Genomic DNA, 23,763 nt, shown 5'->3' with positions numbered 1-23,763 from the left:
TTGGCCAAGGAATGCGGCGGAGCAGAACTTGCACCGTTGCGGCGCGGATGAGTCCCGGCATGGATCCTAGGGTCTGCGCCGCGTCGCTGCGCTCCTTGCTTCGCCCTAGGATGACGACGGGATTGGCGTTCGCGCTGGTTGCCAAGGGATGCGAAACGACCATCAAACCTGCTTCTCCAGAAACTCATCCTCGTAGGGAAAGCGCGACAGAAGCTCGGTGCCGGTGTCGGTTATCAGGATTTCGTCCTCCAGCTTGACGCCCTCGCGGCCGCCTTTCTCGCCGATATAGCTTTCCACGCTCACCACCATGCCGGGCACGACAACACCGTCGCGGCCATAGGTCTCATAGTCCATGGCATGCGCGATGAACGGCGTCTCGCCATGCATGCCGACGCCATGCATCACCGAGGTATAGCGCTGGTCGACGAAACGGTCCGGGATTTTCCACGCTCTTTCGGCGATCTCGCGAAACGCCATGCCAGGTTTGACAATCGAAATGTTGTGCTGAACCTGGTCGTGCGCCATGCGGTAGAGCGATTTCTGATAGTCGGTCGGCTTGCCAGGCCCGCAGCGGAAGGTGCGCGAAAAATCGGAATAATAGCCATAGCAGCCGATCGTGTCGGTATCGAGCGCCAGAAGCTCGCCCGGCCGGATCTTGCGGCCGCTGGCCTCGTTGAACCACGGATTGGTGCGCTGTCCCGAGGTGAGCAACCGCGTCTCGATAAACTCGCCGCCCTGGCGGATCACCTCGCCATACATGATGGCGAACAGCTCGTTTTCGGAGACGCCGGGCTTGATCGCCTCGCGCACGGCATAAACAGCGGCTTCCGCGCCAGCCATCGATACCTGCAGGCATTTGACTTCCTCGGGTGTTTTCACCGCGCGCACGGCCAGGATCTCGCCCTGACAATCCCTGACGTCGCAGCCGCGCTTTTCCAGCGCCAGCGCCTGCAAATGGCTGCAGCGGTCGAGCCCGAGCTTCATCGAGCCGCCGCCATGTTTCTTCAAAAGCTCGGCGATCTCGTCGGCGAAGGGGCCGGCGGTTTCGTCGTCGCGGCCCGACACCGAAGACCATACCAGCTTGGACGGGCGCGCCTCGTCGATCGTGTCGAGCACCATCGAGACATGGTAGCTCTGCGGGTATTCGAACAGAACGATCGGCCCGTCGGTCGGGATGAAGAAATACCGCGTCGAGTTGCGCAGGAAATAGCCGAACATGTTGCGCGAGCCGGTGGCATAGCGCTGGTTGTAGGGGTCGAACAAAACGACGCCCCCATAGCCCGCCTCGCGCATCCAGCCGCGCAGTTTCGCCAGCCGCCCTTTGCGCAAGGCGTCGGCATCGATGAAGGACGGCTCGGTGTCCGACAGCCACATGCCGCCGGCGGAGTCAGCCGCGACCGGGTGGCGCATGCGGTCCTTGAAATCCACATCCTCGGTGCTGTCGGGGTCGAAAACGACGATGCTCATGGTGCGCCTCCTGAAGGCCTGAACATAGCTACGAACCGCAGTATGTCTGTGCGAGAATCCGCAGATGTCGTGCGAAATGCCGCAAGAAGGGCATGGATACAAAGGGCAATGTGGCGATCCTTCGCGCCCCCCTCTGTCCTGCCGGACATCTCCCCCACAAGGAGGGAGATTAGCAGCTTTCGCGTCCCGCTCGGTGATTGGCGAAAGCCGAGGCGACATCTGATCTCCCCCCGTGTGGGGGAGATGTCCGGCAGGACAGTGGGGGGCGCTGTCCCGCCAGCATCTCACCGCGTTAGCGCGCAGCGCCCTCTAATGCCGCCGCATCGCCTTCGGCGCGTGCCCATGCTCCTCGCGAAACGCTCGGGCAAAACTTGACATCGACGCGAAGCCGCAGGCCAGCGCCACGTCTCGCACCATCAGCGTCGAATGGGCCAACAGGTCGGCGGCGCGCCGCAGCCGGAGCCGCCGGTAATATGCATTGGGCGAAATGCTGAGCTGGGCGCGGAAATTGCGCTCCAACTTGTCGGAGGAGACACCGAGCCTTGCCGCCAGCTCCGTCATGCCGAGCCGCTCTTCCACCGCATCCTCCATGATGGCGATGGCCGACAGCACCAGTTCGTTCTGGACGCCGGTGCGCAGCCTGAGCGGCATCAGCTTGCGGTCGACGCTCGAACGCAAGGGGCTGTGCACGAACCATTCGGCAACGCCCGCCGCGAGCTCGCCGCCATAATCGTTGGTGATGATCTCCAGCATCATGTCGAGGCTGCCGACGCCACCGGCCGAGGTGAAGCGCTTGCGGTCGATGACATAGAGATCGCGCCGAAGCTCGATATCCGGGAAGGCCTCCGTGAAGGCCGCCTGGCTGGTCCAGTGCAAGGTGCAGGCATGGCCGTCGAGCAAGCCGGCCCTGGCGAGGAAGAAGGCGGCGTCGGCCACCGCGCCGATATGGGCGCCGGCGCGCAGGCTCCTGCGGATCCAGGCAACCGCATACTCCGCGACAAGCAAGTCCGCATTGCCGCCGGAGCAGACGACGATGCGGTCGACCTTCGGTGCGCTGGAGGCTGAGAATCCCGGTTGTATGACAACCCCGTTGGACGCCTCGACCGTTCCCTGGTCGGCGCCGACGATCACCCAGCGGTAACAATCGCGTTTGGCCAGCACATTGGCGGCGCGCAGCGGCTCGATCACCGAACTGAACGCCATCATCGGAAAGCCGGGAAAGACCAGCACGGCGAAGGTGAGGGGACCTTCGCTCGCTGCGGGTTGCGCCCGGTCGTGTGTTTGGCTGGCACGGTCGGTATTCACAATTGTGTATTTCCTGGGAGCGTCATTGGTGGCAGACAGGAAATGTAAGGGGCTTTTTGCCCCGCCGGCAATGGAGACGACGCCATGTTTGCGGCCCAGACCATCGACAGCACCGACAAGCCAGCCTTCTACCGCGAACTGGCCACCCAGTTGAAGGCGCTGCTGGAAGGCGAGAGCGACTCCGTCGCCAACGCCGCCAACACATCGGCGCTGATCTTCCAGATGGTGCCCGATCTCAACTGGGCCGGCTTCTATTTCCTGGCGTCGGACGAGGAGCTGGTGCTTGGACCGTTCCAGGGCAAGCCGGCCTGCGTGCGCATCGCCGTCGGCAAGGGCGTGTGCGGCACCGCCATCGATCTCGAAATGTCGATGCTGGTCAAGGATGTGCATGAATTTGCCGGCCACATCGCTTGCGACGCCGACTCGCGCTCGGAGCTCGTCGTGCTGCTGAGCGACAATGACGGCGTCTTCGGCCTGATCGACCTCGACAGCCCGACGCCCGGCCGCTTCGACAAGGACGACCAGGCCGGCATCGAAGCGCTGGCCGCGATCTATGTCGCGGCGAGTTCGTTCGAGGACTAGGCGAACTTCACCAGCATCAGGCTGAAGCCTCCGATGAACAGGAAGGCGCAGAAGGCGAGCGCCAGCGGGCGAAGGCCGCGCGAGCGCAGTTGCGAAATGTTGGCCTGCAGACCCATGGCGGCGAGCCCCATGGTCAGCATGATGGTGGTGGCGAACGCCATGGCCGACTTCACTTCGGCCGGCACGGCAACCAGGCTGTTCAGCGCCACGACGGCGACGAAAGCGGCGACGAACCACGGTATCGGCGGCCGCGCACCGGATTGGTCGCTTGGGCGATCGCCATTGCTCTTGCGGCGCGCCATCAGGCCGAGCGCGATCACCATCGGCGCCAGCATGGCGACGCGGGTAAGCTTGGCGACGGTGGCGATTTCGCCGGACTGGGCGCCGTTCTGGAAGCCGGCGCCGATGACCTGCGCCACCTCGTGGATCGAGGCGCCGGCCCACAGGCCGAATGCGTGCTGGTCGAGGCCGAGCACCGGCGCCAGCAGCGGAAAGCCGAGCATGGCGACGGTGCCGAACAGCGTGATCGAGGCGACGGCATAAGTGACGTCCTCGTCGCGCGCATCGGTGACGATGTTGGTGGCAACGATCGCCGAAGCGCCGCAGATCGAGGTGCCGGCGGCAATCAGCTGCGCCAGCTTGGCGTCGACGCCGATCAGCCGGCCAAGCGTGATGGTGAAGACGAAGGTGGCGCCAAGGGTGGCTGCCACGATGCCGACGCCGCCGGCGCCGATGGAGACGACCTGGCCAAGCGTCAGCTGGAAGCCGAGCAGCACGACGGCAAAGCGCAGCAGGCGCTTCTGCGAGAATGCAATGCCGGCCTTGGCATGGGCGGGCGTGCCGAGCACGTTGGAATAGATCATGCCGGCGACGACGGCGAGGATCATCGGGCTGAACAGCGCGAAGCCGGAGACATTATGGGCCGAGAAGGCCACAGCCGTGATCATCGCTACCAGCACGATCCCGGGGATGACGCCATTCCACACGGAATCGAGCCGCTTCCGGCCCACGGGCAGGTCGGCGGAAATCATGCTGATCGGAATATCGTTCGCTAGTTGGGCGGCGGCAGACAATGCAATTCTCCAGGCAAGTACCTCAGGAGAATGTCATTCCAGAATCGATCTTTCCAACGAATTGTTCTTATTGAAATGATCGATCTTTGCGAACGGTCGGCAATGCCTTCAATCTTGCCTGTGCCATGCAAACATGATGACTGGCTCGGTTATGCAGCTTGACGCTCTGCGTCTTGCACTCCAGCGTGGCGTCATGTCCATTTTCTCGCTCGCCATCGCCCAGCGACGTCGCCTCTGCACAGTGCGGAGCGGCAAGGCGCGACGACAAAGACCGGCACACTAAGTCGGTTCGTTCGTTCCAGCCCCGCCCGCGACGTCTGCCGGCGGGGTTTTCATGTCTGGAGCCTTTGCCATGTCCAATTCTTCCATCCTGTTTCGGCCGGCCCAACCGGCGGACGCTGCCGCCATCAGGGACATTGTGCGTGCCGCCTATGCCAAATGGGTGCCTCTGATCGGCCGCGAGCCGCTGCCGATGCGCGCCGACTATGACAAGGCGGTCGCCGAACATCCGTTCGATCTCGCCATCGAAAATGGCCGCATCGTCGGCATGATCGAGACCATCCTGGCCGACGATCATCTCTGGATCGAGAATGTCTGCGTCGCGCCACAGGCGCAGGGCAGGGGCATCGGCCGGCTGTTGCTGGAACGGGCGGAGCAGAAGGCGCTGGAGGCCAGCTGCTTCGAGCTGCGCCTGCTGACCAACGGCGCCTTCATGGCCAATGTGTTGTTGTACAAACGGCATGGCTATACGATCGACCGGGAGGAGCCGTTCATGAACGGCATGACGGTCTATATGAGCAAGAAACTGGGTGATGGCCGATAACAGGGAGGATCGGATGGCAGTCAGGGTCCGGTTGAAGCCGCTCACGGGGCGGTATGCGGTTTCGCGCCTCGAAGCAAAAGACAGCATTCCCGGCTGGGCGGACGGGCCGGGCTTCGTCAGCATCACCAGGACAGAGGACGAGCTTTCGGTCGTCTGCCTGCAGGATCGGGTGCCGGACGGGGTGAAGCATGACAGGGACTGGGTCGCCCTGAAACTCCAAGGTCCCTTTGCCTTCGACGAAACCGGCATCGTCCTGTCGGTGATAAAGCCATTGTCGGAAAGCGAACTCGGCATTTTTCTGGTATCCACCTTCGATGGTGACCATCTGCTCGTCAAAGCCAAGGATGAAGCCGCGGCAAGGGGGCTTCTGGTCGCGGCGGGGCACACGCTTCTGTAGCCGTAGGCTCAATCGCCCGCCCTTGCGTTTGACATCGCTCTTGCCCCATCGTTATCCCCGATACGACGATCTGGCGATCGCCCCCATCAATTCAGAAATCCCCCGAGGAGAAGCCCGTGTCACACAATCTGCAGTTCTATATCGACGGCGTGTGGGTCGATCCTGTCGTGCCCAGCACACTCGACGTCATCGACCCGTCAAACGAAGATGCTTTCGCGCAGATTTCGCTCGGCTCAAAGGCCGATGTCGACAAGGCGGTTGCGGCCGCCAAGCGCGCCTTCGAGACATTCGGCTTCACTTCGGTCGAGGAGCGCCTCGATATCCTCAACCGCATAATCGAGGTCTACAAGAAGCGCAGCGCCGATCTGGCGCTGGCCGTATCGCGCGAGATGGGCGCGCCGCGCCAGATGGCACTCGACAGCCAGGTCGGCATTGGCCTGGCACATCTGCGGAAGATGGCCGAGGTGCTGAAGTCGTTCGAATTCCGCCACGTCAAGGGCTCGTCGCTGATCGTCAAGGAGCCGATCGGGGTCGTCGGCCTGATCACGCCGTGGAACTGGCCGCTGAACCAGATCACCTGCAAGGTCGGCCCCGCCCTTGCCGCCGGCTGCACCATGGTTCTGAAGCCCTCGGAAATCGCCCCGCTCGACGCCATCATCTTTGCCGAAATCATCGACGAGGCAGGCGTTCCCAAGGGCGTCTTCAACCTCGTCAACGGCGACGGCCCGGGCGTCGGCCAGGCGCTGTCCAGCCATCCCGATGTCGACATGATGTCGTTCACCGGGTCGACCCGCGCCGGCATCCTGGTCGCCAAGGCGGCCGCCGACACGGTCAAGCGCGTGCATCAGGAACTCGGCGGCAAGTCGGCCAACATCCTGTTTCCCGATGTCGATCTCGAAAAGGCCGTCAGCAAGGGCGTCGCCGGCTGCTTCAGCAACTCGGGCCAGTCCTGCAACGCGCCGACCCGCATGTTCGTGCCGCGCGACCGCCATGACGAGGCGACCGGCTACGCCAAGACGGCGGCCGAAAAATTGACCGTCGGCCCGGCCGATGCGGCCGGCACCAAGCTCGGCCCGGTGGTCAGCCAGATCCAGTTCGACAAGATCCAGGACCTGATCCAGGCCGGCATAGATGAAGGCGCCACGCTGGTCGCGGGTGGACCGGGGCGTCCGGCCGAGCTCAACCGCGGCTACTATGTCCGCCCCACCGTGTTCGCCGACGTCACATCAGACATGCGCATCGCGCGCGAGGAAATCTTCGGGCCGGTGCTGGCGATCATGCCTTACGACACAGTGGAAGAGGCGATCGGCACCGCCAACGACACTGTCTATGGGCTGGCGTCCTACATCCAGGCCAAGGATATCGAGAAGGCCCGCGAAGTCGCCGCCCGCATGCGCACCGGCACTGTCTACATCAACTATCCGCAATGGGACGCCGGCCTGCCATTCGGCGGCTACAAGCAATCCGGCAACGGCCGCGAATACGCCGAATACGGGCTGGAGGATTTCCTCGAGATCAAGGGCATCGCGGGGTATAAGGCAGCGGAGTAGGGGCTACCCCTTGGGGACCGGCAACCAGCCGGTCCCGAGGCTTCAGCTCTCAAAGGTGCGGCTTCACTCTTCCCGGAAAGCTTTCTGGATCTGATCCGACAGCGGCTTCACCAGATAGGAAAGCATCGTCCGGTCGCCCGTCGGGAAGAACACTTCGGCCGGCATGCCTGGCGCCAGCGCCAGCCCGCGCAGCTTGGCGACCTCGGTTTTGGGCAGCGTCACCCGCGCCACATAGAAGGCTGCTCCGGTGCGCTCTTCGATGGTGAGATCCGCCGAGATCCGCGACAGCGTCCCGGTCAGCTCCGGCGTGGTTTGCCGATTGAAGGCCGACAGGCGCAAAATCGCATTCTGGCCCATCGTCACCTGGTCGATATCCTGCGGTGCGATATGCGCTTCAACGGTCAGGTCGTCCGTCACCGGTACGATCTGCATCACCTGTTCGCCGGGGGTGATCACCCCGCCGATCGTATGCACGGCCAACTGCAGCACCACGCCATCCTGCGGGCTGCGCAGATCGATGCGCTTCAACTGGTCCTCGGCCGCCACCTTGCGTTCGACGAACTCGGAGATCTTCCCTTGGGTTTCGCGTAAGTCGGTTGCGACCTCGCTGCGAAGGTCCTGGTCGATCTGGATAATCTGCAGTTCGATCTCGGACGCCTTGCCTTTCACCTGGGCAATTCCGGCGGTCAACTGGCCATGCTCGCCTTCGAGCCGCACCGCGTCCCGTTCCAGCGCCGTCATCCGCTCGATCCCTATCAGCTTGCGACGCCAGAGCGACCGCACCCCTTCCAGCTCGATCCCTATCAGCTCGATCTCGCGGCGTTTCGCCTGCCGCTGCTCGGTCAGGCCGGCGGTCTCCTGCGTCAACTGGGCGATCCGTTCGCGCAATTGAGATCGCTGGCCGGATCGCGCCTGGTGCCGGAAATCGAACAGCGATTGTTCTCCGGCCATCGATGCGGCGACACCGGCTTCGTCGCGCCGCGATGTTAAAACGTCCGGAAAGCTGATCGTGTCCTTGCCGTCACGCTCCGCCTCCAGGCGCGCCAACCGTGCATAAAACTCATCCAGACCTTTTGAGACGATCGCCAGATTGGCGCGCGTTGTCGTCTCGTCCAGCCGCACCAGAATATCGCCCGCCTTGACCCGGTCGCCTTCACGCACCCTGATCTCGCCGACCACGCCGCCCGTCGGATGCTGAACCTTCTTTACATTGGAATCGACCACCAGCCGGCCAGCTGCGATCACCGCACCCGACATCTTGGTCACTGCCGCCAGGCCGCCAACACCTCCGACAAGCAGCAGACAGGTAGCAACGCCAGCCACGAGATAGCGGCGGACCTGCCGGTGATGCAAAGCGCTTCTGTCCTCGCTCATGCCGGAACGCCTCGCTCCGTGGCGGCAACGACCTTGAGCGGCGCTGCCGATCGGAAGACCTTGTTCAGCACCTCGTCCTTCGGACCGAAGGCCTGCACATGGCCATTGGCCATCACCAGCACCGTATCGACATTGGCCAGCACACTGGACCGGTGCGCGACGACGATAACGATGCCGCCGCGGTCCCTGATGCCCTGGATCGCTGCGGACAAGGCCACTTCACCCTCCGAGTCGAGATTGGAATTCGGCTCGTCCAGGATGACCATGAACGGATCGCCATAGAGAGAGCGGGCAAGGGCGACACGCTGCCGTTGCCCCGCCGACAGCGAGGCGCCGGCTTCGCCAACCTTCGTGTCGTAACCGTCGGCCAGATGCACGACGAGATCATGCACGCCGGCGGCCTTGGCTGCCGCAAGCACCATGTCGGATGACGCATCCGGGTCGAAGCGGGCGATGTTCTGCGCAATCGTGCCGTCGAACAACTGCACATCCTGCGGCAGGTAGCCGATATGTTTGCCCAACTCGTCGGCCGGCCACTGGTCAAGCGTCGCTCCGTCCAGCCGCACGGCGCCGCGCGCCGGCAGCCAGACACCTGCAAGCGTACGCACCAGCGATGATTTGCCGGAAGCACTCGGGCCGATGACCCCCAGGCCTGCTCCCTTGGCCAGTGAAAAACTTGCATCCCACACCACCGGCGTGCGTTCGCCCGGCGGCGCGACACTGACATTCTCGACCGCCAGCGCGCTGACAGGCGCGGGCAGGGTCACGCCGGTTGCGCCTTCCGGCAGCGCGGACAGAAGCTGCTTCAGGCGTGCCCAGCTTTGCCGCGCCGAAATGAAACCCTTCCAATGCGCTATCGCCAGTTCGATCGGAGCCAGCGCCCTGCCCATCATGATCGAGCTTGCGATCATGATGCCGCCGGTCGCCTCTTGCTTGATGACCAGATAAGCGCCGATCGCCAGCATTGCCGATTGCAGCATCAACCGCAGGATCTTGGAAATCGTGCCAAGCGTTCCCGCGACATCGCTGGCCGCCGCATGGGCGTTCAGGTACTCGGCATTGACGGCAGACCACCGCTCGGCGATACGCCCGCCAAAACCCATGGCCTGCATGGCTTCGGCATTGCGCCTTGTCGCCTCGGCCAACGTGCTGCGAACGGCCGCGTGCTGTCCGGCGATCCTTGTCGGGCCGCGGGTCCGGAATTCGGCCAGAAGCGTCAGTGCAAACAGGACAACGGCGCCGGCAAGCGCGGTAACGCCGATCCAGAAATGAAAAATGAAACAGATGCCGATGTAGAGCGGCATCCATGGCAGGTCGAACAAAGCGGTCGGTCCGGCACTGCCGATAAAGGAGCGGACCTGATCGAGATCCCGTAGGGGTTGCAGCCCGTCGCCGGAAGGCTTGGCGCGCAGCGGCAGGCGCATCAGCGCCGAATAGACCGACGGGCTCAGCTTTGCGTCCAGCCCCTGTCCCAGCCGAACCATGAGGCGAGAGCGGATCAACTCCAGCACGCCCTGAAACACGAACAATGTTCCCGCAAGCACCGCCAGGCCGACCAGCGTCGGCACGCTGCGACCCGGAACGACGCGGTCATAGACTTGCAGCATGAAGAACGAGCCGGTCAGGGTCAGCACGTTGACGACCCCGCTCATCAGGACGATGCCCGAAAACGCACGTCGAAAGGACGCCAGGATTCCGACCAGCGTAAGCGGCGTCGATGGCGTCAGCTGCATGCAGGCTCGCAATCAGGATATGGCATCTCGCCCTTCAATAGATAACTGCCTTGAGTGTGACATGGACGGGCAGGCCGGCCTGGAACTGCGCGCTGCCCCGCGCCACCAGCCAGCCGTCCGCACGCTCCAGGCGCGCAATGACCTGCAGCGTTGGTGAAGCGGTCGAGCTTGCGGGCAGGGGCAAGGAAAATTCTATCGTCTTTGAGCCGCCCTCGCTCTTGAGGCTGGTTTTGGCGGCGCGGCGTCGCCCACTGTCGTGGATGGCGGGATCATCGAGATAGATCTCGAGATGACCTTCCGGGATAGACTTGCCGCCCACAAAGGTGACGGCGCCGCGAATATCGGTTGCGCGAATATCTGGCGATTGCGCTGCCGCCGCCCCGGTGGCCGCGGCGACTGCCGCAACTCCGGCGGCCATTAACACTGTGCGGCGGTCGGTCATCGCGTCCTCTCCCTTTTCACTGCGCTGGGGTATGCGGGAGGAGAGCCTGACGGCACCCCTCCCGGCAACGCGTTAGATGACAATGAAGTCTGCAGCCGAAAGATCCAGATTTGTGTTCAGGTGTGCAAACTGAACGGCCGCTCCCTGTCCGGAACCATCGGCGTCGTAAGACAATATTCCACTGTCGGTGTCGTAGATGATGCGGTCGTCGGCATCATGAGCAGCGCCGGCTGCGCTCTTGTAGAATGAGCCCAGGGCGAGGGCGCCGTCGCCGCCAACGCTGGCAAAGATGAGGTTGTCCAGCAGGATCGTATCGTCGGCGACCTTGAAGTCCTTGATCCAGTCGATATTGCCGTTCCCGAGTTCTGTCGAGAAGCGGAAATAGTCGTCGCCGGCGCCGCCGGTCAGCGTATCGGCAGCCAGCCCGCCATCCAAAAGGTCGCTGCCGCCGCCGCCGTTGAGCGTATCGGCGCCCGTAACGCCCGGCTGAGCTGGTGCCGGCGGGAATTCGACCGACACGTTCAGCTTGTAAGTCGAGCCCTCCGGCACGGATTCGACCCAGCCATCGCCAGGAGCCGAGTCCGACCATTCGCCCTCCACAATATAGTAGGTTCCGGTTTCCTGAACGATGAAGCTGGTGCTCGAATCGCGGCCGTTGTTGGAGCCGGGGTCGTTGCCGCCATCGTCGTTCTGGGCGACGATATTGCCATCGCTGTCCAGCACCCTGACGATGCTGTCATGGACATTGGGGTCGGCAATGCCATCGATGTCGATGGTGATGATCGTGCCGGCCGCCAGGTTGATGCTGTAATATCCGCCCAAGCCGTTTCCGGTGGCATTGACGGTGGTGTGAAGGGTGGTCGTCGAATCGAAGATGTCGGGGTCGGCGGTCAGCGAGAAGTTGTTCGAGATGTCGAAGGCGGTCGAGACCGAATTGTTGGTCGCGTCCGGTCCGAGCGTGGCGTAGCCGGTGCCCATGCCCGGGCGTGGCGGAGCATCGCCCTGATAGGCGAAATCGCCGAGCAGGGTGTCATCGCCGCCGCCGCCGTCGATCTTGTCGGCGCCGCCCTGGCCGGTCAGCACATTGGCCGCGCCATCGCCGGTCAGGTGATCGTTGAAGCCCGAGCCAGCCAGATTTTCGATCGAGATATAGGTGTCGCCGCCGGATTTGCCGCCACCCAGTTTGAGGTTTTGCCCGCTGGCCGCGTCGGCGTAGTCCGCCGTGTCGCTGCCGGCGCCGCCATTCAATATATCGGCGCCGCCACCGCCGGTCAGCGTGTCGTTGCCGGCGCCGCCGGAAAGTTTGTTGGCCTGGGCGTTGCCGATGAGATGGTCGTCGAAGAACGACCCGACGGCGTTTTCGAAGCCGACCAGGATGTCGTGCCGGATAACGGTGCCGCGCCCGACGATCTGCACCGGGCCATCGCCGTCGCCGCCATTGGCCGTGCCATTGGCGAGGTCGATCGTCACGCCGGCGGAACTGCCTTCGTAGACGACCGTATCAATGCCGGCGCCGCCATCCAGATAGTCCTGGCCGGCGCCGCCGATGATCGTGTCGTTGCCGGCTTCACCGTACAGGATGTCGCCGTCATTGCCGCCATCCAGTATGTCGTTGCCGCCGCCGCCGTTGAAATAGTCGCCGCCGCCCCGGCCCCAGAAATGATTTGCCGCCGACGTACCGATGAAACGGTCGATGCGGTCATCGGAGCCGATCAGGTTTTCGATGCTGTAGAAGGTGTCGCCGGTGGCGGTGCCGCCATTGGCAACGTTCGTCTCGAGGTTGACGAGCAGTTGGAAGGGGCTCTCCTTGCTGAAGTCTACCGTGTCGACGCCGGCGCCGCCCCTGAATATATCGACGCCATCTTGGCCGCTCAGCGTATCGTCGCCGTCGCCGCCGTCGAGGATGTCGTTGCCCTGGCCGCCGAGGATCGTATCGTTGCCGCGGCCGCCATAGAGCGTGTCATTGCCGTCGTCGCTCTCGGTCTGGTCTGGAAGGTCGGCGACATCGATGGTGTTGTTGATGTCGCGGCTGGCGAGCGAGTCGCGGCCGCCGATGATGAGATCATCGCCGCCCTGACCGAAGATCGTGTCGTCGCCGGCGCCGCCGTCGAGCGTATTGTTGCCATTGTCGCCGAAGATGACGCTGGTCATCGTGTTGTCGCCGATGGTCGGTGCGGTTTCGGTGCCGCCGTCTCCAGGCTGGAGTGTCGACTCGTCGGCGTAGATGATGTGTTCGACGTTGGCGATTTTCCGGATATTCAAGTTCCGGTTCAGCAGAACGACCGTGTCATTCCCGCCATTCGCTTCCTCGCGCACGATGTCGTCGAGAGAATCGACGAAGTAGGTGTCGTCGCCGCCATTGCCGGCCATGCGGTCGCCGCCGCCGCGGCCATCCAGCACGTTGGCTCCGTCATTGCCGATCAGGACGTCGTCATAGCTGCTGCCGATGCCGTTCTCGATGTAATAGTCCGTGCCGTCGGCGTTGTGCCCGGCAAAGATCGACACATTGTTGCTATGGCCGTTGACGCTGGAGAACTGCCCGGCGCGCAGATCGAGGATCGTGCCGGCCGTCGAGCCGGAGAAGTCGATCGTGTCGGTTCCTCCGGTGTCATGGATGACAAAACCGATATCGTGCTGCATGCCCGAGGAGGTCAGCCGGTAGCCGTCCACGGCACTGCCGAAGCCGTAGACGTTGTCGCCCGTGTTGAGATCGATATGCTGATAGGTGCGCACGCCGTTCTCGTCGACGGTGGAGAAAAAGCGGCGGATGACAGCCTCGATGTCGGCCATCATCGGCGTTGACGCCGACCAGCGGCTGGTTTCACCGACATCGATCCCGTCGAAATAGGACATGACGCTGTATTGCTGACGGTCGTAGGTCCAGGTCGCATTGTTCAGGTAATTGATCTGTACGCCGCCTGGGCCGCTGTAATTGTAGAGCCCGGGGTGGTTCAGCCCGAACTCATGACCGAATTCATGGATGAAGGAATCGAAGACATAGCCGCCAATATCCGTCTTGTTGACCTCGGTGTCGTGGAAACGCTGGCCGATGCTGACATAGCGGTCGTTGGAATAGGCGCTGCCGTCGTCCTCTTCGCCCAGTTCGGGGCTGACAACCTGCATCCAGTCCGTTGCGCTGTTGTATGGTGCATTGTCGACGATTTCGAACTTCAAAGGGGTGACACTGGCCCACATCTGCAAGGCGCCGATCGCGGCGGCCTTGTATTCGGGATGGTCATTGAGCTCGGAGACATTGATCCTCAGCGTTCCCGCCGCGATCGCCGGCGTTATCGACCGGTCCAGCGCTCCAAGGTAGGTGAGGAAGGCCCCGTAATCTTCGCTTTTGCCGTACGGGTTGTCCGGCGTCTGGTCGTTGACCCACCATTGATCGCTGGTTTGGCTTGAGTTCGGCATCCTTGGGACTCCTTGGTCTCGCAGCCGTGGCAATTACGGCTGTACGGTTTAGCAGTTGCCAACCACCGACAAGCATCGTTTGCGCTTGCCGGTCGAGCCCCGTCCCAGTGCCAACAATGCTATTGGAATCTTCACTTGTCTAGCCTCAGTTCGCGCTCGGTACATATGAAGGTTCTTGGGCGCGCTTGTACCGGCGGGTTTTGAGATACTGGTTTGGTGTTAATTGAGCTATCGCTAATCTATGGTCGTACCTCGCCCGTAGGTACGAGGGGCTGAATGCGCAAGCGTGCTTCAGGAACCCGTCCGGCGCGCGAAATGTTCATATGTCACGCGCCAGGGGTCGCTCTCCGCTCGTCTCTCCTCACCGATCCAGTGAAAGCTGGCGGCGGTGATCTCGGTGAACCGCCACCGCGCCTGCAGGCCGCGCGAGTCGGCGCCCATCTGGACGATGTCCTTGCCTTCGGCCCGCCCGATCTGGCGCGAGTAATCCTGGTTGAGCGGATCGCTCCAGATAATGTGCCAGCCACCGATCCCGGGATCGAAGACGCGCAAGGTCGTGCCATACATGGTGGACGGGGCAGGGCGCCTGGGCCTGATCCAGATGTCCTGAATGGCGCGGCCTTCGAGCACCCAGCCAAAGTGACACTCGCCATCCGATTTCTGGATTGTGCCGTCGTTGCGGTGGTGAACCGTCTCCATGTCCCAGCTGCCAATCAACCATCCATAGAGGTCCATGTCTTTCGCCCGGTCGGCTGGCGGACCTTCGGATGCGAGAGCGGTGAGAAACGTCGTCATGATTGTCTCCAGGGCAAGCCTCGCGGAAACGCTGGGCGCCACAACCCTTGCAGCGTTGCGGGCCCGGGTCTTGGGAAAAATTGCTGTAGTGCCGCGGCTGCCGACCTTCCGCGTTCGCGCCATATCGCATCTATGCACCAATGCTAATGTAGCGTCGGCGGGTACCCCAATGCCCGCCTGGCCGGCGCCTCCTCAGGCAATCTCTTGGATGAGCGGCGCCGGCCGCTGGCCTGGGCGGCGTCCAAGTTCCTGCCGGGGAAATATGAGGCTTGGCGGGAGGGTTATCGCTGGGCGGTTTTGGCCGGCATTTGGATATCGGTCTGTATTCCCAGAACGTCCGCTGCCCAATCGCGCAGTTCCGGAGAAGCATCGCCCGATTTCATGATCATTGGAACCCAATCAATTCTCGGGCGGCGCTTCATCTTCCCAGCCGGCCAGCTCCGGCAGGTCGTCAAGCCAACTCTTCTCCGTCGCCGGAGCTTCGCCGGCCTGCGGTACCGCCTCTGTGGCGTTTTGCATGAGCGAGTCCATCCACTTGCGATAGGCAGCCGGCGCCAATTCGGGCGGCAGCACCTTGGCCTTGGCCAGCATGCGTTTGCGGAAACTGAGTTGCCGGCGCAGTTTGGTCGTCGTGAACTTTATCGCCTTGCCCTGGTATTCCACCGTCCAGCGCCCATCCCCATGGCTGGTCAGCCGGTCGATGGCAAAACCCGCATCGACCGGCCTGTCGCGCCAGGGAAGCTCGATGGCATTTCGCCTCAGATCGAGTGCCCATCGCCGGTAGTCGGCACCGGTACGCTGCGGCGGCAGCACGCCAGCCTGTTCGAGGATTTTCCTGCGAAAGGTAGGCTGCTTCTTGATCTGGCCGGTTGTCAGCTCGATGCGATGCCCACGGAACTCGACATGCCAGCGGATTCTCCCGTTGCCGACATATTTTGCCAGCCTGTCGATGGCGAACTCGTCGTCGGACAACTCCACGCATCCCTGGCGGATGCGTTCGAGGATGTACTGGCTGTCAGTGGGCATGACGTGCCTTGGCTGGGGAACCTGGATTCGAACCAGGACTAACGGAGTCAGAGTCCGTGGGTCTACCGTTAACCTATTCCCCAGCAGGCGCTGTCGCGCTGGTGGGCCGCCGAAGCAGCCGCGCGTGCCTTGTAGCCGGCGCCGGAAAATAGTCAAGCCTAAGCTGCGTTTCAATCACAGCGTTTCATAGGGGCAATTACGCCCGGGTGGCGCGCCGCACCCAATGATCCTCAGCTCTCCGTCCGGCTGTATTGCGAATGTTCGAAGAACAGCACCACGCCGAGCGCGATCAGCAACGGGATGATCAGGTAGAACAGCCGGAACACCAGAAGTGCCGCCAGCACGCCGACCGGGTCCATATCAGACAGGCCGGCGAGGAACACGACCTCGAACACGCCGAGCCCGCCCGGCGCGTGCGAGATCTGCGCTACCGAGAACGACACCAGGAACACGCCGAGGATAGCGAAATAGCCGGGATTGCCGGCAACGGGCAGGGCAAAGAAGATGATCGCCGCTGCTGCCAGAAGCTCGATCGGGCCGATCAGCAATTGCCGCGCCACGATCGGCAGCGCCGGATAGTGCAGCTGGAAGCCGGCGATTTTCAGCGGCTTCAGATGCAGCCAACTGCCGAAGATGTAGGCGCCGACCAGGATCAGCAAAGCGATGCCGGCGGCGATCGCCAGGCCGTGGTGCGGGGCGCCGGAAAAGCGGTCGATGATTGCAGGCTCGAAAACCAGCACCAGGCCGCCGACCAGAATGCTGGAGAGCACGAAGGTGATCCAGCAGATCGCCACCAGAATGCCGACATCCTGGCCGGTCAGCCCCCTGGTGCCGTAGGCGCGGTAGCGGATCACGGCGCCCGAAAACACCGAGCCGCCGATATTGTGCGACAGCGCGTAGGTGGTGAAGGAGCAGAAGGTGACGAACAGCCACGACACTCGTCTGCCGATATGCAAGAGCGCGATGTGGTCATAGCCGGCGAGCGAGGCATAGGCGACCACCGAGCTCAGTGCCGCAAGCATCCAGCCGCGCGTCGGGATGGCGGATATGCCGTCCCAGACATCGTCGATCGAGATGCCGCGCAGTTCATGCCACAGCAACAACAGCGACCCGATGACCGCCGCGACACCGATGACCGGCCACAGATAGCGCTTCCAATTCGTGGCCCCCCAATTCATGGAGTTGTCGTCATGTGTTGCTGCCCATCGCCCAGGCGGGCGTTAAAACGTCCGCGATTCACCAATTCCCCCTCATTTCAGAAATGCCTCATTGAAGCCGGCTATTCAACCGGCAAGGGTGAGCAGCCGGTTCGCCAACGGCGAATTCGTCGTGCCAGTGGCAAGATGAAAGGCTAGCGAACGCCGGGACGCTGCAAAGCAGCGGGGATCTGGCAGGACGCAGCCGGCAAAATTTGAGTCCTTGCTCTTGGTGATCCGGTCCGGCGCTGCTACTCTGGCGGCAACTTAAAAGATTGAAGCGCCTGCTGCGTCCGGTTTTCCGGTTCGCGCGGCGCCGGAAGGAACTGAAGTGGAAGACCACGACACCGGCGCTGGCGCGCCGGAAGTGGGTGTGTCCAGGGCTTCGCCGCCATCAGGCGGGCCAAGCCCATCCGCCGGGCGGCCCCGCCAGGCGGGGCCCCAGTCCGGCAACGGACAGGCCGGCGACGCCCAGCATCAGCGCGGCAAGGCGAGAAAGCGGCGCAAGCGCCGGCGTGGGCGCAAGGTTTTTGCGCGCGACGACAGCCCTCTCGCAACGGCCGCGGCGGTCGGTGCGCCGGCCTCCGTCGGCCCGGCCGCTCCAGCGCCCGTGCCTTTGCCCTCGGCCCCACAACCCCGACCGGAACAGCCCATGCATCGGCCGCCGATGCAGGAATTGCCGGTGTTTGCCGCGCTCGATCTCGGCACCAACAATTGCCGGCTGCTGGTCGCGGTGCCGCAACGCCATGGCCAGTTCCGCGTCATCGACGCCTTCTCGCGCATCGTCAGGCTGGGCGAGGGGCTGACCGCCAATGGGCACCTTAGCCAGGCGGCGATGGACCGCGCCGTCGAGGCGCTGAAAATCTGCGGCGACAAATTGCGCAACCGCAAGATCAGGAAAGCCCGGCTGATCGCCACCGAGGCTTGCCGCACCGCCGATAATGGCGTCGAATTCCTGCAGCGCGTCGAACGAGAGGCGGGGTTGAAGTTGGAAATCATCGATCGCCAGACCGAGGCGCGGCTTGCTGTATCCGGCTGCGGCTCGCTGGTCGAGCGCGACACGCAAGGCGTGGTGCTGTTCGACATTGGCGGTGGCTCGTCCGAAATCGCGCTGATCGACCTCACCGGCCAGCGCTCGCCGCGGCTGGCCAACCATATCGTGTCGTGGACGTCGCTGCCGGTCGGCGTTGTCTCGCTGGCCGAGCGCTTTGGCGGCCGCACGGTGACGCGCGAGATCTTTGCCGCCATGGTCGATGATGTCGCGGTGCGGCTAAAGTCCTTCGATGGCCGCGACCGGCTGAGCCATGTGCTGGCCAGTCCGAAATTCCATCTGCTGGGCACATCCGGCACGGTGACGACGCTGGCCGGCGTCCATCTCGATCTCGAACGCTACGACCGCCGCCGCGTCGATGGGCTGTGGATGGACCGCGACAGCGTCGACCGCATGGTCGAAAAACTGGTCGGCTGGGATTTCCAGCAGCGCTGCGCCAACCCGTGCATCGGCGCCGACCGTGCCGACCTGGTGCTGGCCGGCTGTGCTATCCTGGAAGCCATCCGTGCGGTGTGGCCGTCGGAGCGGCTGCGCGTCGCCGACCGGGGCTTACGCGAAGGCATTTTGAGCGAGCTGATGGCCGATGACGGCGTCTGGCGCAACAGTGGGCGAGGCCGACAGTGACCAAGAAGCCGGAAAAGCCGGGCTCCGCCAGCATTCGTGTCCTCAAGACGCGGATCAAGAAGAAGAGCGGCCTGAAGGAATCGTCGCGCCGCTGGCTGCAGCGCCACATCAATGATCCCTATGTCCAGCGCTCCAAGGCCGACGGCTATCGCTCGCGCGCGGCCTACAAGCTGATCGAGATCGATGACAAGCATCATCTGCTGAAACCCGGCATGAAGGTCATCGATCTCGGTGCGGCCCCCGGCGGCTGGTGCCAGGTGGCGGCCGCGAGGACGAAATCGACGGCTGATAATCCACATGTCATCGGCATCGACTATCTCGAAATGGATGCGGTGCCGGGTGCGCCGGTGCTGCTGATGGATTTCCTCGACCCGGAAGCGCCGCAAAAGCTCGCCGAGGCGCTGGGCGGCGACCCCGATGTCGTGTTGTCGGACATGGCCGCGCCGACGACGGGTCATAAGCGAACCGACCACATCCGCACCATGCATTTGTGCGAGGTGGCCGCCGATTTCGCGCTGTCGGTGCTGAAGCCGGGCGGGCATTTCCTCGCCAAGACCTTCCAGGGTGGCGCCGAAAACGAGCTGCTGTCGATGCTCAAGAAGAACTTCCGCTCGGTGCACCACGTCAAGCCGCCGGCGTCGCGCGATGAGTCGGTGGAACTGTATTTGCTGGCGAAGGATTTTAAGGGCAGAGAGCCACCAGTGGCATCGTCATCCTAGGGCGAAGCAAGGAGCGAAGCGACGCAGCGCAGACCCTAGGATCCATGCCGTGACGTTAACGCGTTGAAAACGCTGCAGAATTCTGTGCCGCTGCATCCTTCGATCATGGATCCCAGGGTCTGCGCGACGCTTTGAGTCGCTTCGCCCTAGGATGAACGAAGCGATGAGGGGCGCTCGCCCCTTACTTCCCAGCCGTGCTCACCGGCTCCAGTGTCTTCGGCGTCGTCATCCGGCCATGACCCGACACGGCGTTGCCGGCATCCGGCGCCAGCCGCATGAACGATACCGACGCCGCTGCTGACACTGCCGCCACGATGAAGAAGGCGATGTGGAAATCGCCGAGCGCCAGCGGTCCGCCATGGATCGAGGTCGAGACTTCCAGGATGCCGCCGGCCAGCGCCACGCCGAGTGCGATCGACAGCTGCTGGAACACCGCCGTGATCGGCGTTGCCTTGCTGGTGTCCTCGGCCGACACCTCAGCATAGGAGAGCGCATTGACGCCGGTGAAGAACATCGAGCGGATAAACCCGCCGACCAGCAATATGGCCAGCATCAGCGCGTAAGGCGTCTCCGGCGTGAACAGGCCGTAGATGGCGATCGATGCGGCGGCGATCAGCGAGCCCCAGATCAGCACCCGGCGGAAGCCGGCGAGCCGGAAGATCAGCGCGGTGACGAACTTCATGCCAATGGCGCCGATGGCCGAGACGAAGGTGATCATGCCCGACTGGAACGGCGTCAGCCCGAAGCCGATCTGGAACATCAGGGGCAACAGGAACGGCACCGCGCCGATGCCGATGCGAAACAGCGAGCCGCCGAGCACCGAGGAGCGGAACACCTGGTTGCGGAACAGTTCCAGCGCCAGCAGGGGATTTTTGGCGCGCCGCGCATGCAGCAGATAGAGCACGCCGGAAATCAGCCCGACCGCCACGGTGATGAGGCCGGTCGCCGGCGGCAGATAGGGCAGGCTGACCACCGACAGGCCGAAGACGACGCCGGAGGCCGCCAGCCCGCTCAGCACGAAACCGACGAAATCGAGCGGCGGCGTCTCCATCGAGTCGGTTTGCGGCAGGAAGCGTGTCGCGAGCCAGATGCCGATCAGGCCGATCGGCACGTTGATCAGAAAAATCCAGTGCCAGGTGAAATAGGTGGTGATGAAACCGCCTATCGGTGGTCCCACCAGAGGCCCGGCCAGCGCCGGCACCGTCAGCCACGACATGGCGGCAACCAGCTCGCTCTTCGGCGTCGCGCGCACAAGCACCAGGCGGCCGACCGGCGTCATCATGGCGCCGCCTATGCCTTGCAGGAAGCGCGACACGACGAAGGCCGGCAGTGAATTGGAGACGGCGCAGCAGACCGAGCCGACGATGAACACGCCGATCGCGGCGCGAAAAATGGTCTTGGCGCCAAACCGGTCGGCCATCCAGCCGCTGATCGGAATGAAGATGGCCAGCGACACCAGATAGGCGGTCAGCGTCAGCTTGAGCGCGATCGGGCTGGTGTGGATGTCGACGGCGATCGCCGGCAGCGATGTCGCGATGACGGTCGAATCCATGTTTTCCATGAACAAGGCGACCGCCAGAATGAGCGGAATGATGCGGTTCAACGAACGCGTCCGAACTGGTCTAAATGTGCTTGCCGGCCAATCCAAACAATGAAAAGGCGGGCAAGCCGATACAAAACGGGCGGTTATCACGCCTCAGGCGCGATGTCGCATTAATTTGCTGTCACTTTGTGCGACCCCGCGCGGACAAGAGGCGTCGCTGCGTTTCGCCACATTGAATGAACTTGCGAAAATTGACCGGGTTCACTATGCTGTAGTGAATATAACTACTATATGGACAATGCCATGGAAGAAGCCGTTTCCGCAGCCGACGCCAACCGCAAATTCTCGCTCCTCCTGCGCGGTGTCCGCGAAGGACAGAGCTATGTCGTGACCAGCCATGGGCGTCCCGTGGCGCGGATCGTGCCTGCAGGGCAGCCCGACCCTGCGGCGTCTCGTTCGCGCACAGCGCTGCTGTCGCGCCTCGAACGCCAGCCTGTTGTAGAAGCCGGGCGCTGGAGCCGCGACGAGCTTTACGAGGACGAGCGGTGAAGGTCGCGCTCGATACCAACATCCTTGTTTATGCCGAGGGGATCAACGGAGCCGAGAAGCGCGACATCGTTTTCGGCCTGCTGCACGACATTGCGCAAGAGGCAGCCGTCATTCCAGTCCAAGTGCTCGGCGAATTGTTCACCGTTCTCACACGCAAGGCCGGACGATCACGTGCACAAGCGCGCGACGCCCTGTTGAGCTGGCGCGACGCGTTTCCGGTTGTCGGCACGACGCCGGAGGTGATGACGGTCGCGGCTGATCTTGCGACCGATCACCATTTCGGCATCTGGGATGCGACCATCCTGTCTGTTGCCTCGCAAACCGGTTGCCGGCTGCTGCTGTCGGAAGATCTGCAGGACGGCTTCACCTGGGGCGGCGTAACGGTCGTCAATCCTTTCGCGTCACCGCGCCATGTCTTGCTCGATGCCCTGTTGGGCAAGTCCGCCGAATAGGCCACGACCGGCTTTTCAACCACGCCGCGACGTGTTACCAGCCAGCGCCAATCCTGAAAGGGAAGAAACGAGTCGGCGCTGTCCATTTCGGTCCAGCGCTTTTTTGTATTCTCCCAGCGCTTTTCGTATCCGAGGACTGGCCATGGCAAAAATCATCGAAACGTCCACCGGCGCGCTGGCGCTGACCTTTGACGACGTGCTGTTGCAGCCCGGTCATTCCGAGGTCATGCCCGGTGAGACCGACATCCGCACCCGCATCGCCACCGACATCGACCTCAACGTGCCGATCCTGTCGGCCGCCATGGACACCGTCACCGAGGCGCGGCTCGCCATCGCCATGGCGCAGGCCGGCGGCATCGGCGTCATCCACCGCAATTTCTCGCCGGCCGAACAGGCCGAGCAGGTTCGCCAGGTCAAGAAGTTCGAATCGGGCATGGTCATCAATCCGGTCACCATCGGCCCCGACGCCACGCTCGCCGACGCGCTGGCGCTGATGCGCACCTATTCCATCTCGGGCATTCCGGTTGTCGAGAATGGCGGCACCGGCGGCCAGAAGATCGGCCGCCTGGTTGGTATCCTGACCAACCGCGACGTGCGCTTCGCCTCCGATCCGGGGCAGAAAGTTTACGAATTGATGACCCGTGAGAACCTGATCACGGTCAAGGAGAATGTCGACCAGGACGAGGCCAAGCGGCTGCTGCACCAGCACCGCATCGAAAAGCTCGTCGTCGTGGACAAGTCCGGCAATTGCGTCGGCCTGATCACCGTCAAGGACATCGAGAAGTCGCAGCTCAACCCGCACGCCACCAAGGATGCCCAGGGGCGCCTGCGGGCGGCGGCCGCCACCAGCGTCGGCGATGACGGCTTCGAGCGCGCCGAGCGGTTGATCGATGCCGGTGTCGACCTCCTGGTCATCGACACCGCGCATGGCCATTCGCAGCGCGTGCTCGATGCGGTGACGCGGGCCAAGAAGCTTTCCAATTCCGTCCGCATCCTGGCCGGCAACGTCGCCACCGCCGAAGGCACGCAGGCGCTGATCGACGCCGGCGCCGATGCCGTCAAGGTCGGCATCGGCCCGGGCTCGATCTGCACCACGCGCATCGTCGCCGGCGTCGGCGTGCCGCAGCTTTCGGCGATCATGTCGGCGGTCGAGACGGCGCATAGATCCGGCGTGTCGGTCATCGCCGACGGCGGCATCAAATATTCGGGCGATCTGGCCAAGGCGCTTGCCGCCGGCGCCAGTGCGGCCATGATCGGCTCGCTGCTCGCCGGGACCGATGAAAGCCCGGGCGAGGTCTATCTGCACCAGGGCCGCTCCTTCAAGGCCTATCGCGGCATGGGCTCTGTCGGCGCAATGGCGCGCGGCTCGGCCGATCGCTACTTCCAGGCCGAGGTTCGCGACACGCTGAAACTGGTCCCGGAAGGCATTGAAGGGCAGGTGCCCTACAAGGGACCTGTGTCTGGCGTGCTGCACCAGCTTGCGGGCGGGCTAAAAGCCGCTATGGGTTATGTCGGTGGCCGCGACCTTGCCGATTTTCGCGAACGCGCCACCTTTGTGCGCATATCCAACGCCGGACTTCGTGAAAGCCACGCCCATGACGTCACGATTACCCGCGAAAGCCCGAACTATCCTGGCGGAGCCTGACCG

General features: G+C 63.3%; 20 protein-coding genes and 1 tRNA gene. 9 read left to right on the top strand and 12 right to left on the bottom strand.

Annotated features, from left to right (window positions below):
* Window positions 1-162: 162 nt before the first annotated feature.
* Both NKI31_RS02090 and NKI31_RS02085 read right to left on the bottom strand, forming a co-directional pair.
* Window positions 163-1,467 carry a M24 family metallopeptidase gene (locus tag NKI31_RS02090; RefSeq protein ID WP_023705794.1) on the bottom strand — a complete coding sequence of 435 codons (1,305 nt, stop codon included), beginning with the start codon at window positions 1,465-1,467 and terminating at the stop codon, window positions 163-165.
* Between the two features lie 309 nt (window positions 1,468-1,776).
* A complete protein-coding gene (locus NKI31_RS02085; RefSeq protein WP_286439855.1) occupies window positions 1,777-2,673 on the bottom strand; it encodes a GlxA family transcriptional regulator in 897 nt (298 codons plus the stop codon).
* A gap of 183 nt (window positions 2,674-2,856) precedes the next feature.
* Here NKI31_RS02085 and msrC point away from each other — a divergent pair, with 183 nt between their 5' ends.
* The gene (gene msrC, locus NKI31_RS02080) at window positions 2,857-3,354 is read left to right on the top strand and encodes a free L-methionine (R)-S-oxide reductase MsrC (RefSeq protein WP_023705795.1); all 498 of its coding nucleotides are present in this window, start codon (window positions 2,857-2,859) and stop codon (window positions 3,352-3,354) included.
* Here the strand turns inward: msrC and NKI31_RS02075 are convergent.
* Window positions 3,351-4,385 carry a YeiH family protein gene (locus tag NKI31_RS02075; protein WP_352504547.1) on the bottom strand — a complete coding sequence of 345 codons (1,035 nt, stop codon included), beginning with the start codon at window positions 4,383-4,385 and terminating at the stop codon, window positions 3,351-3,353. The two genes, msrC and NKI31_RS02075, sit on opposite strands and share 4 nt — an antisense overlap.
* A gap of 394 nt (window positions 4,386-4,779) precedes the next feature.
* Between NKI31_RS02075 and NKI31_RS02070 the strand changes: the two genes are divergently transcribed.
* The 3 genes from NKI31_RS02070 (at window position 4,780) to NKI31_RS02060 (ending at window position 7,197) form a co-directional block, all read left to right on the top strand.
* Complete coding sequence (locus tag NKI31_RS02070) at window positions 4,780-5,250, top strand: GNAT family N-acetyltransferase (protein WP_023705797.1); 471 nt, start codon at window positions 4,780-4,782, stop codon at window positions 5,248-5,250.
* 13 nt (window positions 5,251-5,263) lie between these two features.
* Window positions 5,264-5,647 carry an ACT domain-containing protein gene (locus NKI31_RS02065; protein WP_023705798.1) on the top strand — a complete coding sequence of 128 codons (384 nt, stop codon included), beginning with the start codon at window positions 5,264-5,266 and terminating at the stop codon, window positions 5,645-5,647.
* Between the two features lie 116 nt (window positions 5,648-5,763).
* Complete coding sequence (locus NKI31_RS02060; RefSeq protein WP_023705799.1) at window positions 5,764-7,197, top strand: aldehyde dehydrogenase family protein; 1,434 nt, start codon at window positions 5,764-5,766, stop codon at window positions 7,195-7,197.
* Between the two features lie 63 nt (window positions 7,198-7,260).
* Here NKI31_RS02060 and NKI31_RS02055 read toward each other — a convergent pair whose 3' ends face one another.
* The 8 genes from NKI31_RS02055 to NKI31_RS02020 all read right to left on the bottom strand — a co-directional run bounded on the left by NKI31_RS02055 (window position 7,261) and on the right by NKI31_RS02020 (window position 17,159).
* Window positions 7,261-8,571 carry an HlyD family type I secretion periplasmic adaptor subunit gene (locus NKI31_RS02055; protein WP_023705800.1) on the bottom strand — a complete coding sequence of 437 codons (1,311 nt, stop codon included), beginning with the start codon at window positions 8,569-8,571 and terminating at the stop codon, window positions 7,261-7,263.
* Complete coding sequence (locus NKI31_RS02050) at window positions 8,568-10,304, bottom strand: type I secretion system permease/ATPase (RefSeq protein ID WP_023705801.1); 1,737 nt, start codon at window positions 10,302-10,304, stop codon at window positions 8,568-8,570. Before NKI31_RS02050 ends, NKI31_RS02055 begins: the two co-directional genes overlap by 4 nt.
* 34 nt (window positions 10,305-10,338) lie before the next feature.
* Window positions 10,339-10,746: a hypothetical protein gene (locus NKI31_RS02045; protein ID WP_023705802.1), complete on the bottom strand. Its 408-nt coding sequence runs from the start codon at window positions 10,744-10,746 to the stop codon at window positions 10,339-10,341.
* 72 nt (window positions 10,747-10,818) lie between these two features.
* Window positions 10,819-14,160: a M10 family metallopeptidase C-terminal domain-containing protein gene (locus NKI31_RS02040; RefSeq protein ID WP_352650214.1), complete on the bottom strand. Its 3,342-nt coding sequence runs from the start codon at window positions 14,158-14,160 to the stop codon at window positions 10,819-10,821.
* 291 nt (window positions 14,161-14,451) lie between these two features.
* Window positions 14,452-14,955 (bottom strand): hypothetical protein, encoded by a 504-nt coding sequence (locus NKI31_RS02035; protein WP_023682882.1) that lies wholly within the window; start codon window positions 14,953-14,955, stop codon window positions 14,452-14,454.
* A gap of 399 nt (window positions 14,956-15,354) precedes the next feature.
* Window positions 15,355-15,981, bottom strand: a complete 627-nt coding sequence (locus tag NKI31_RS02030; RefSeq protein WP_352650211.1) for a hypothetical protein — start codon at window positions 15,979-15,981, stop codon at window positions 15,355-15,357.
* 9 nt (window positions 15,982-15,990) lie between these two features.
* A tRNA-Gln gene (locus NKI31_RS02025) sits at window positions 15,991-16,064 on the bottom strand.
* Between the two features lie 147 nt (window positions 16,065-16,211).
* Entirely contained in the window at window positions 16,212-17,159 is a 948-nt protein-coding gene (locus tag NKI31_RS02020; protein WP_023705805.1) for a lysylphosphatidylglycerol synthase domain-containing protein, read from the bottom strand.
* Between the two features lie 349 nt (window positions 17,160-17,508).
* Between NKI31_RS02020 and NKI31_RS02015 the strand changes: the two genes are divergently transcribed.
* Both NKI31_RS02015 and NKI31_RS02010 read left to right on the top strand, forming a co-directional pair.
* Window positions 17,509-18,852 carry a Ppx/GppA phosphatase family protein gene (locus NKI31_RS02015; protein ID WP_023819602.1) on the top strand — a complete coding sequence of 448 codons (1,344 nt, stop codon included), beginning with the start codon at window positions 17,509-17,511 and terminating at the stop codon, window positions 18,850-18,852.
* Complete coding sequence (locus NKI31_RS02010) at window positions 18,849-19,571, top strand: RlmE family RNA methyltransferase (RefSeq protein WP_023711559.1); 723 nt, start codon at window positions 18,849-18,851, stop codon at window positions 19,569-19,571. The genes NKI31_RS02015 and NKI31_RS02010 overlap by 4 nt, the downstream gene beginning before the upstream one ends.
* 181 nt (window positions 19,572-19,752) lie before the next feature.
* Here NKI31_RS02010 and NKI31_RS02005 read toward each other — a convergent pair whose 3' ends face one another.
* On the bottom strand, window positions 19,753-21,174 hold the full coding sequence (locus tag NKI31_RS02005) for an MFS transporter (protein ID WP_352537656.1): 1,422 nt from the start codon (window positions 21,172-21,174) through the stop codon (window positions 19,753-19,755).
* A 243-nt stretch (window positions 21,175-21,417) separates the two neighbouring features.
* On the opposite strand from NKI31_RS02005, the gene NKI31_RS02000 reads away from it, so the two are divergent.
* The 3 genes from NKI31_RS02000 to guaB all read left to right on the top strand — a co-directional run bounded on the left by NKI31_RS02000 (window position 21,418) and on the right by guaB (window position 23,760).
* Window positions 21,418-21,663, top strand: a complete 246-nt coding sequence (locus NKI31_RS02000; protein ID WP_023673036.1) for a type II toxin-antitoxin system Phd/YefM family antitoxin — start codon at window positions 21,418-21,420, stop codon at window positions 21,661-21,663.
* Window positions 21,660-22,115, top strand: a complete 456-nt coding sequence (locus NKI31_RS01995) for a PIN domain-containing protein (RefSeq protein ID WP_023673035.1) — start codon at window positions 21,660-21,662, stop codon at window positions 22,113-22,115. The genes NKI31_RS02000 and NKI31_RS01995 overlap by 4 nt, the downstream gene beginning before the upstream one ends.
* A 142-nt stretch (window positions 22,116-22,257) precedes the next feature.
* Window positions 22,258-23,760, top strand: a complete 1,503-nt coding sequence (gene guaB, locus NKI31_RS01990) for an IMP dehydrogenase (protein ID WP_023734161.1) — start codon at window positions 22,258-22,260, stop codon at window positions 23,758-23,760.
* The last annotated feature ends 3 nt before the right edge of the window (window positions 23,761-23,763 follow it).

It is taken from the genome of Mesorhizobium sp. M0659, assembly GCF_040320605.1.
In the GTDB taxonomy this organism is placed as follows: domain Bacteria; phylum Pseudomonadota; class Alphaproteobacteria; order Rhizobiales; family Rhizobiaceae; genus Mesorhizobium.
Note: the sequence above shows the minus strand (reverse complement) of the source record. Positions and strands in the feature narration are given on the sequence as shown.

What these genes read in the sequence shown, in the direction of transcription:
- NKI31_RS02000 (WP_023673036.1), top strand. Translation starts at nt 21,418, where the DNA reads ATGGAAGAAGCCGTTTCCGCAGCCGACGCCAACCGCAAATTCTCGCTC.
- guaB (WP_023734161.1), top strand. Translation starts at nt 22,258, where the DNA reads ATGGCAAAAATCATCGAAACGTCCACCGGCGCGCTGGCGCTGACCTTT.
- NKI31_RS02035 (WP_023682882.1), bottom strand. Translation starts at nt 14,955, where the DNA reads ATGACGACGTTTCTCACCGCTCTCGCATCCGAAGGTCCGCCAGCCGAC.
- NKI31_RS02065 (WP_023705798.1), top strand. Translation starts at nt 5,264, where the DNA reads ATGGCAGTCAGGGTCCGGTTGAAGCCGCTCACGGGGCGGTATGCGGTT.
- NKI31_RS02075 (WP_352504547.1), bottom strand. Translation starts at nt 4,385, where the DNA reads ATGATTTCCGCCGACCTGCCCGTGGGCCGGAAGCGGCTCGATTCCGTG.
- NKI31_RS02040 (WP_352650214.1), bottom strand. Translation starts at nt 14,160, where the DNA reads ATGCCGAACTCAAGCCAAACCAGCGATCAATGGTGGGTCAACGACCAG.
- NKI31_RS02085 (WP_286439855.1), bottom strand. Translation starts at nt 2,673, where the DNA reads ATGATGGCGTTCAGTTCGGTGATCGAGCCGCTGCGCGCCGCCAATGTG.
- NKI31_RS02070 (WP_023705797.1), top strand. Translation starts at nt 4,780, where the DNA reads ATGTCCAATTCTTCCATCCTGTTTCGGCCGGCCCAACCGGCGGACGCT.
- msrC (WP_023705795.1), top strand. Translation starts at nt 2,857, where the DNA reads ATGTTTGCGGCCCAGACCATCGACAGCACCGACAAGCCAGCCTTCTAC.
- NKI31_RS02055 (WP_023705800.1), bottom strand. Translation starts at nt 8,571, where the DNA reads ATGAGCGAGGACAGAAGCGCTTTGCATCACCGGCAGGTCCGCCGCTAT.
- NKI31_RS02030 (WP_352650211.1), bottom strand. Translation starts at nt 15,981, where the DNA reads ATGCCCACTGACAGCCAGTACATCCTCGAACGCATCCGCCAGGGATGC.
- NKI31_RS02045 (WP_023705802.1), bottom strand. Translation starts at nt 10,746, where the DNA reads ATGACCGACCGCCGCACAGTGTTAATGGCCGCCGGAGTTGCGGCAGTC.
- NKI31_RS02020 (WP_023705805.1), bottom strand. Translation starts at nt 17,159, where the DNA reads ATGAATTGGGGGGCCACGAATTGGAAGCGCTATCTGTGGCCGGTCATC.
- NKI31_RS02090 (WP_023705794.1), bottom strand. Translation starts at nt 1,467, where the DNA reads ATGAGCATCGTCGTTTTCGACCCCGACAGCACCGAGGATGTGGATTTC.
- NKI31_RS02050 (WP_023705801.1), bottom strand. Translation starts at nt 10,304, where the DNA reads ATGCAGCTGACGCCATCGACGCCGCTTACGCTGGTCGGAATCCTGGCG.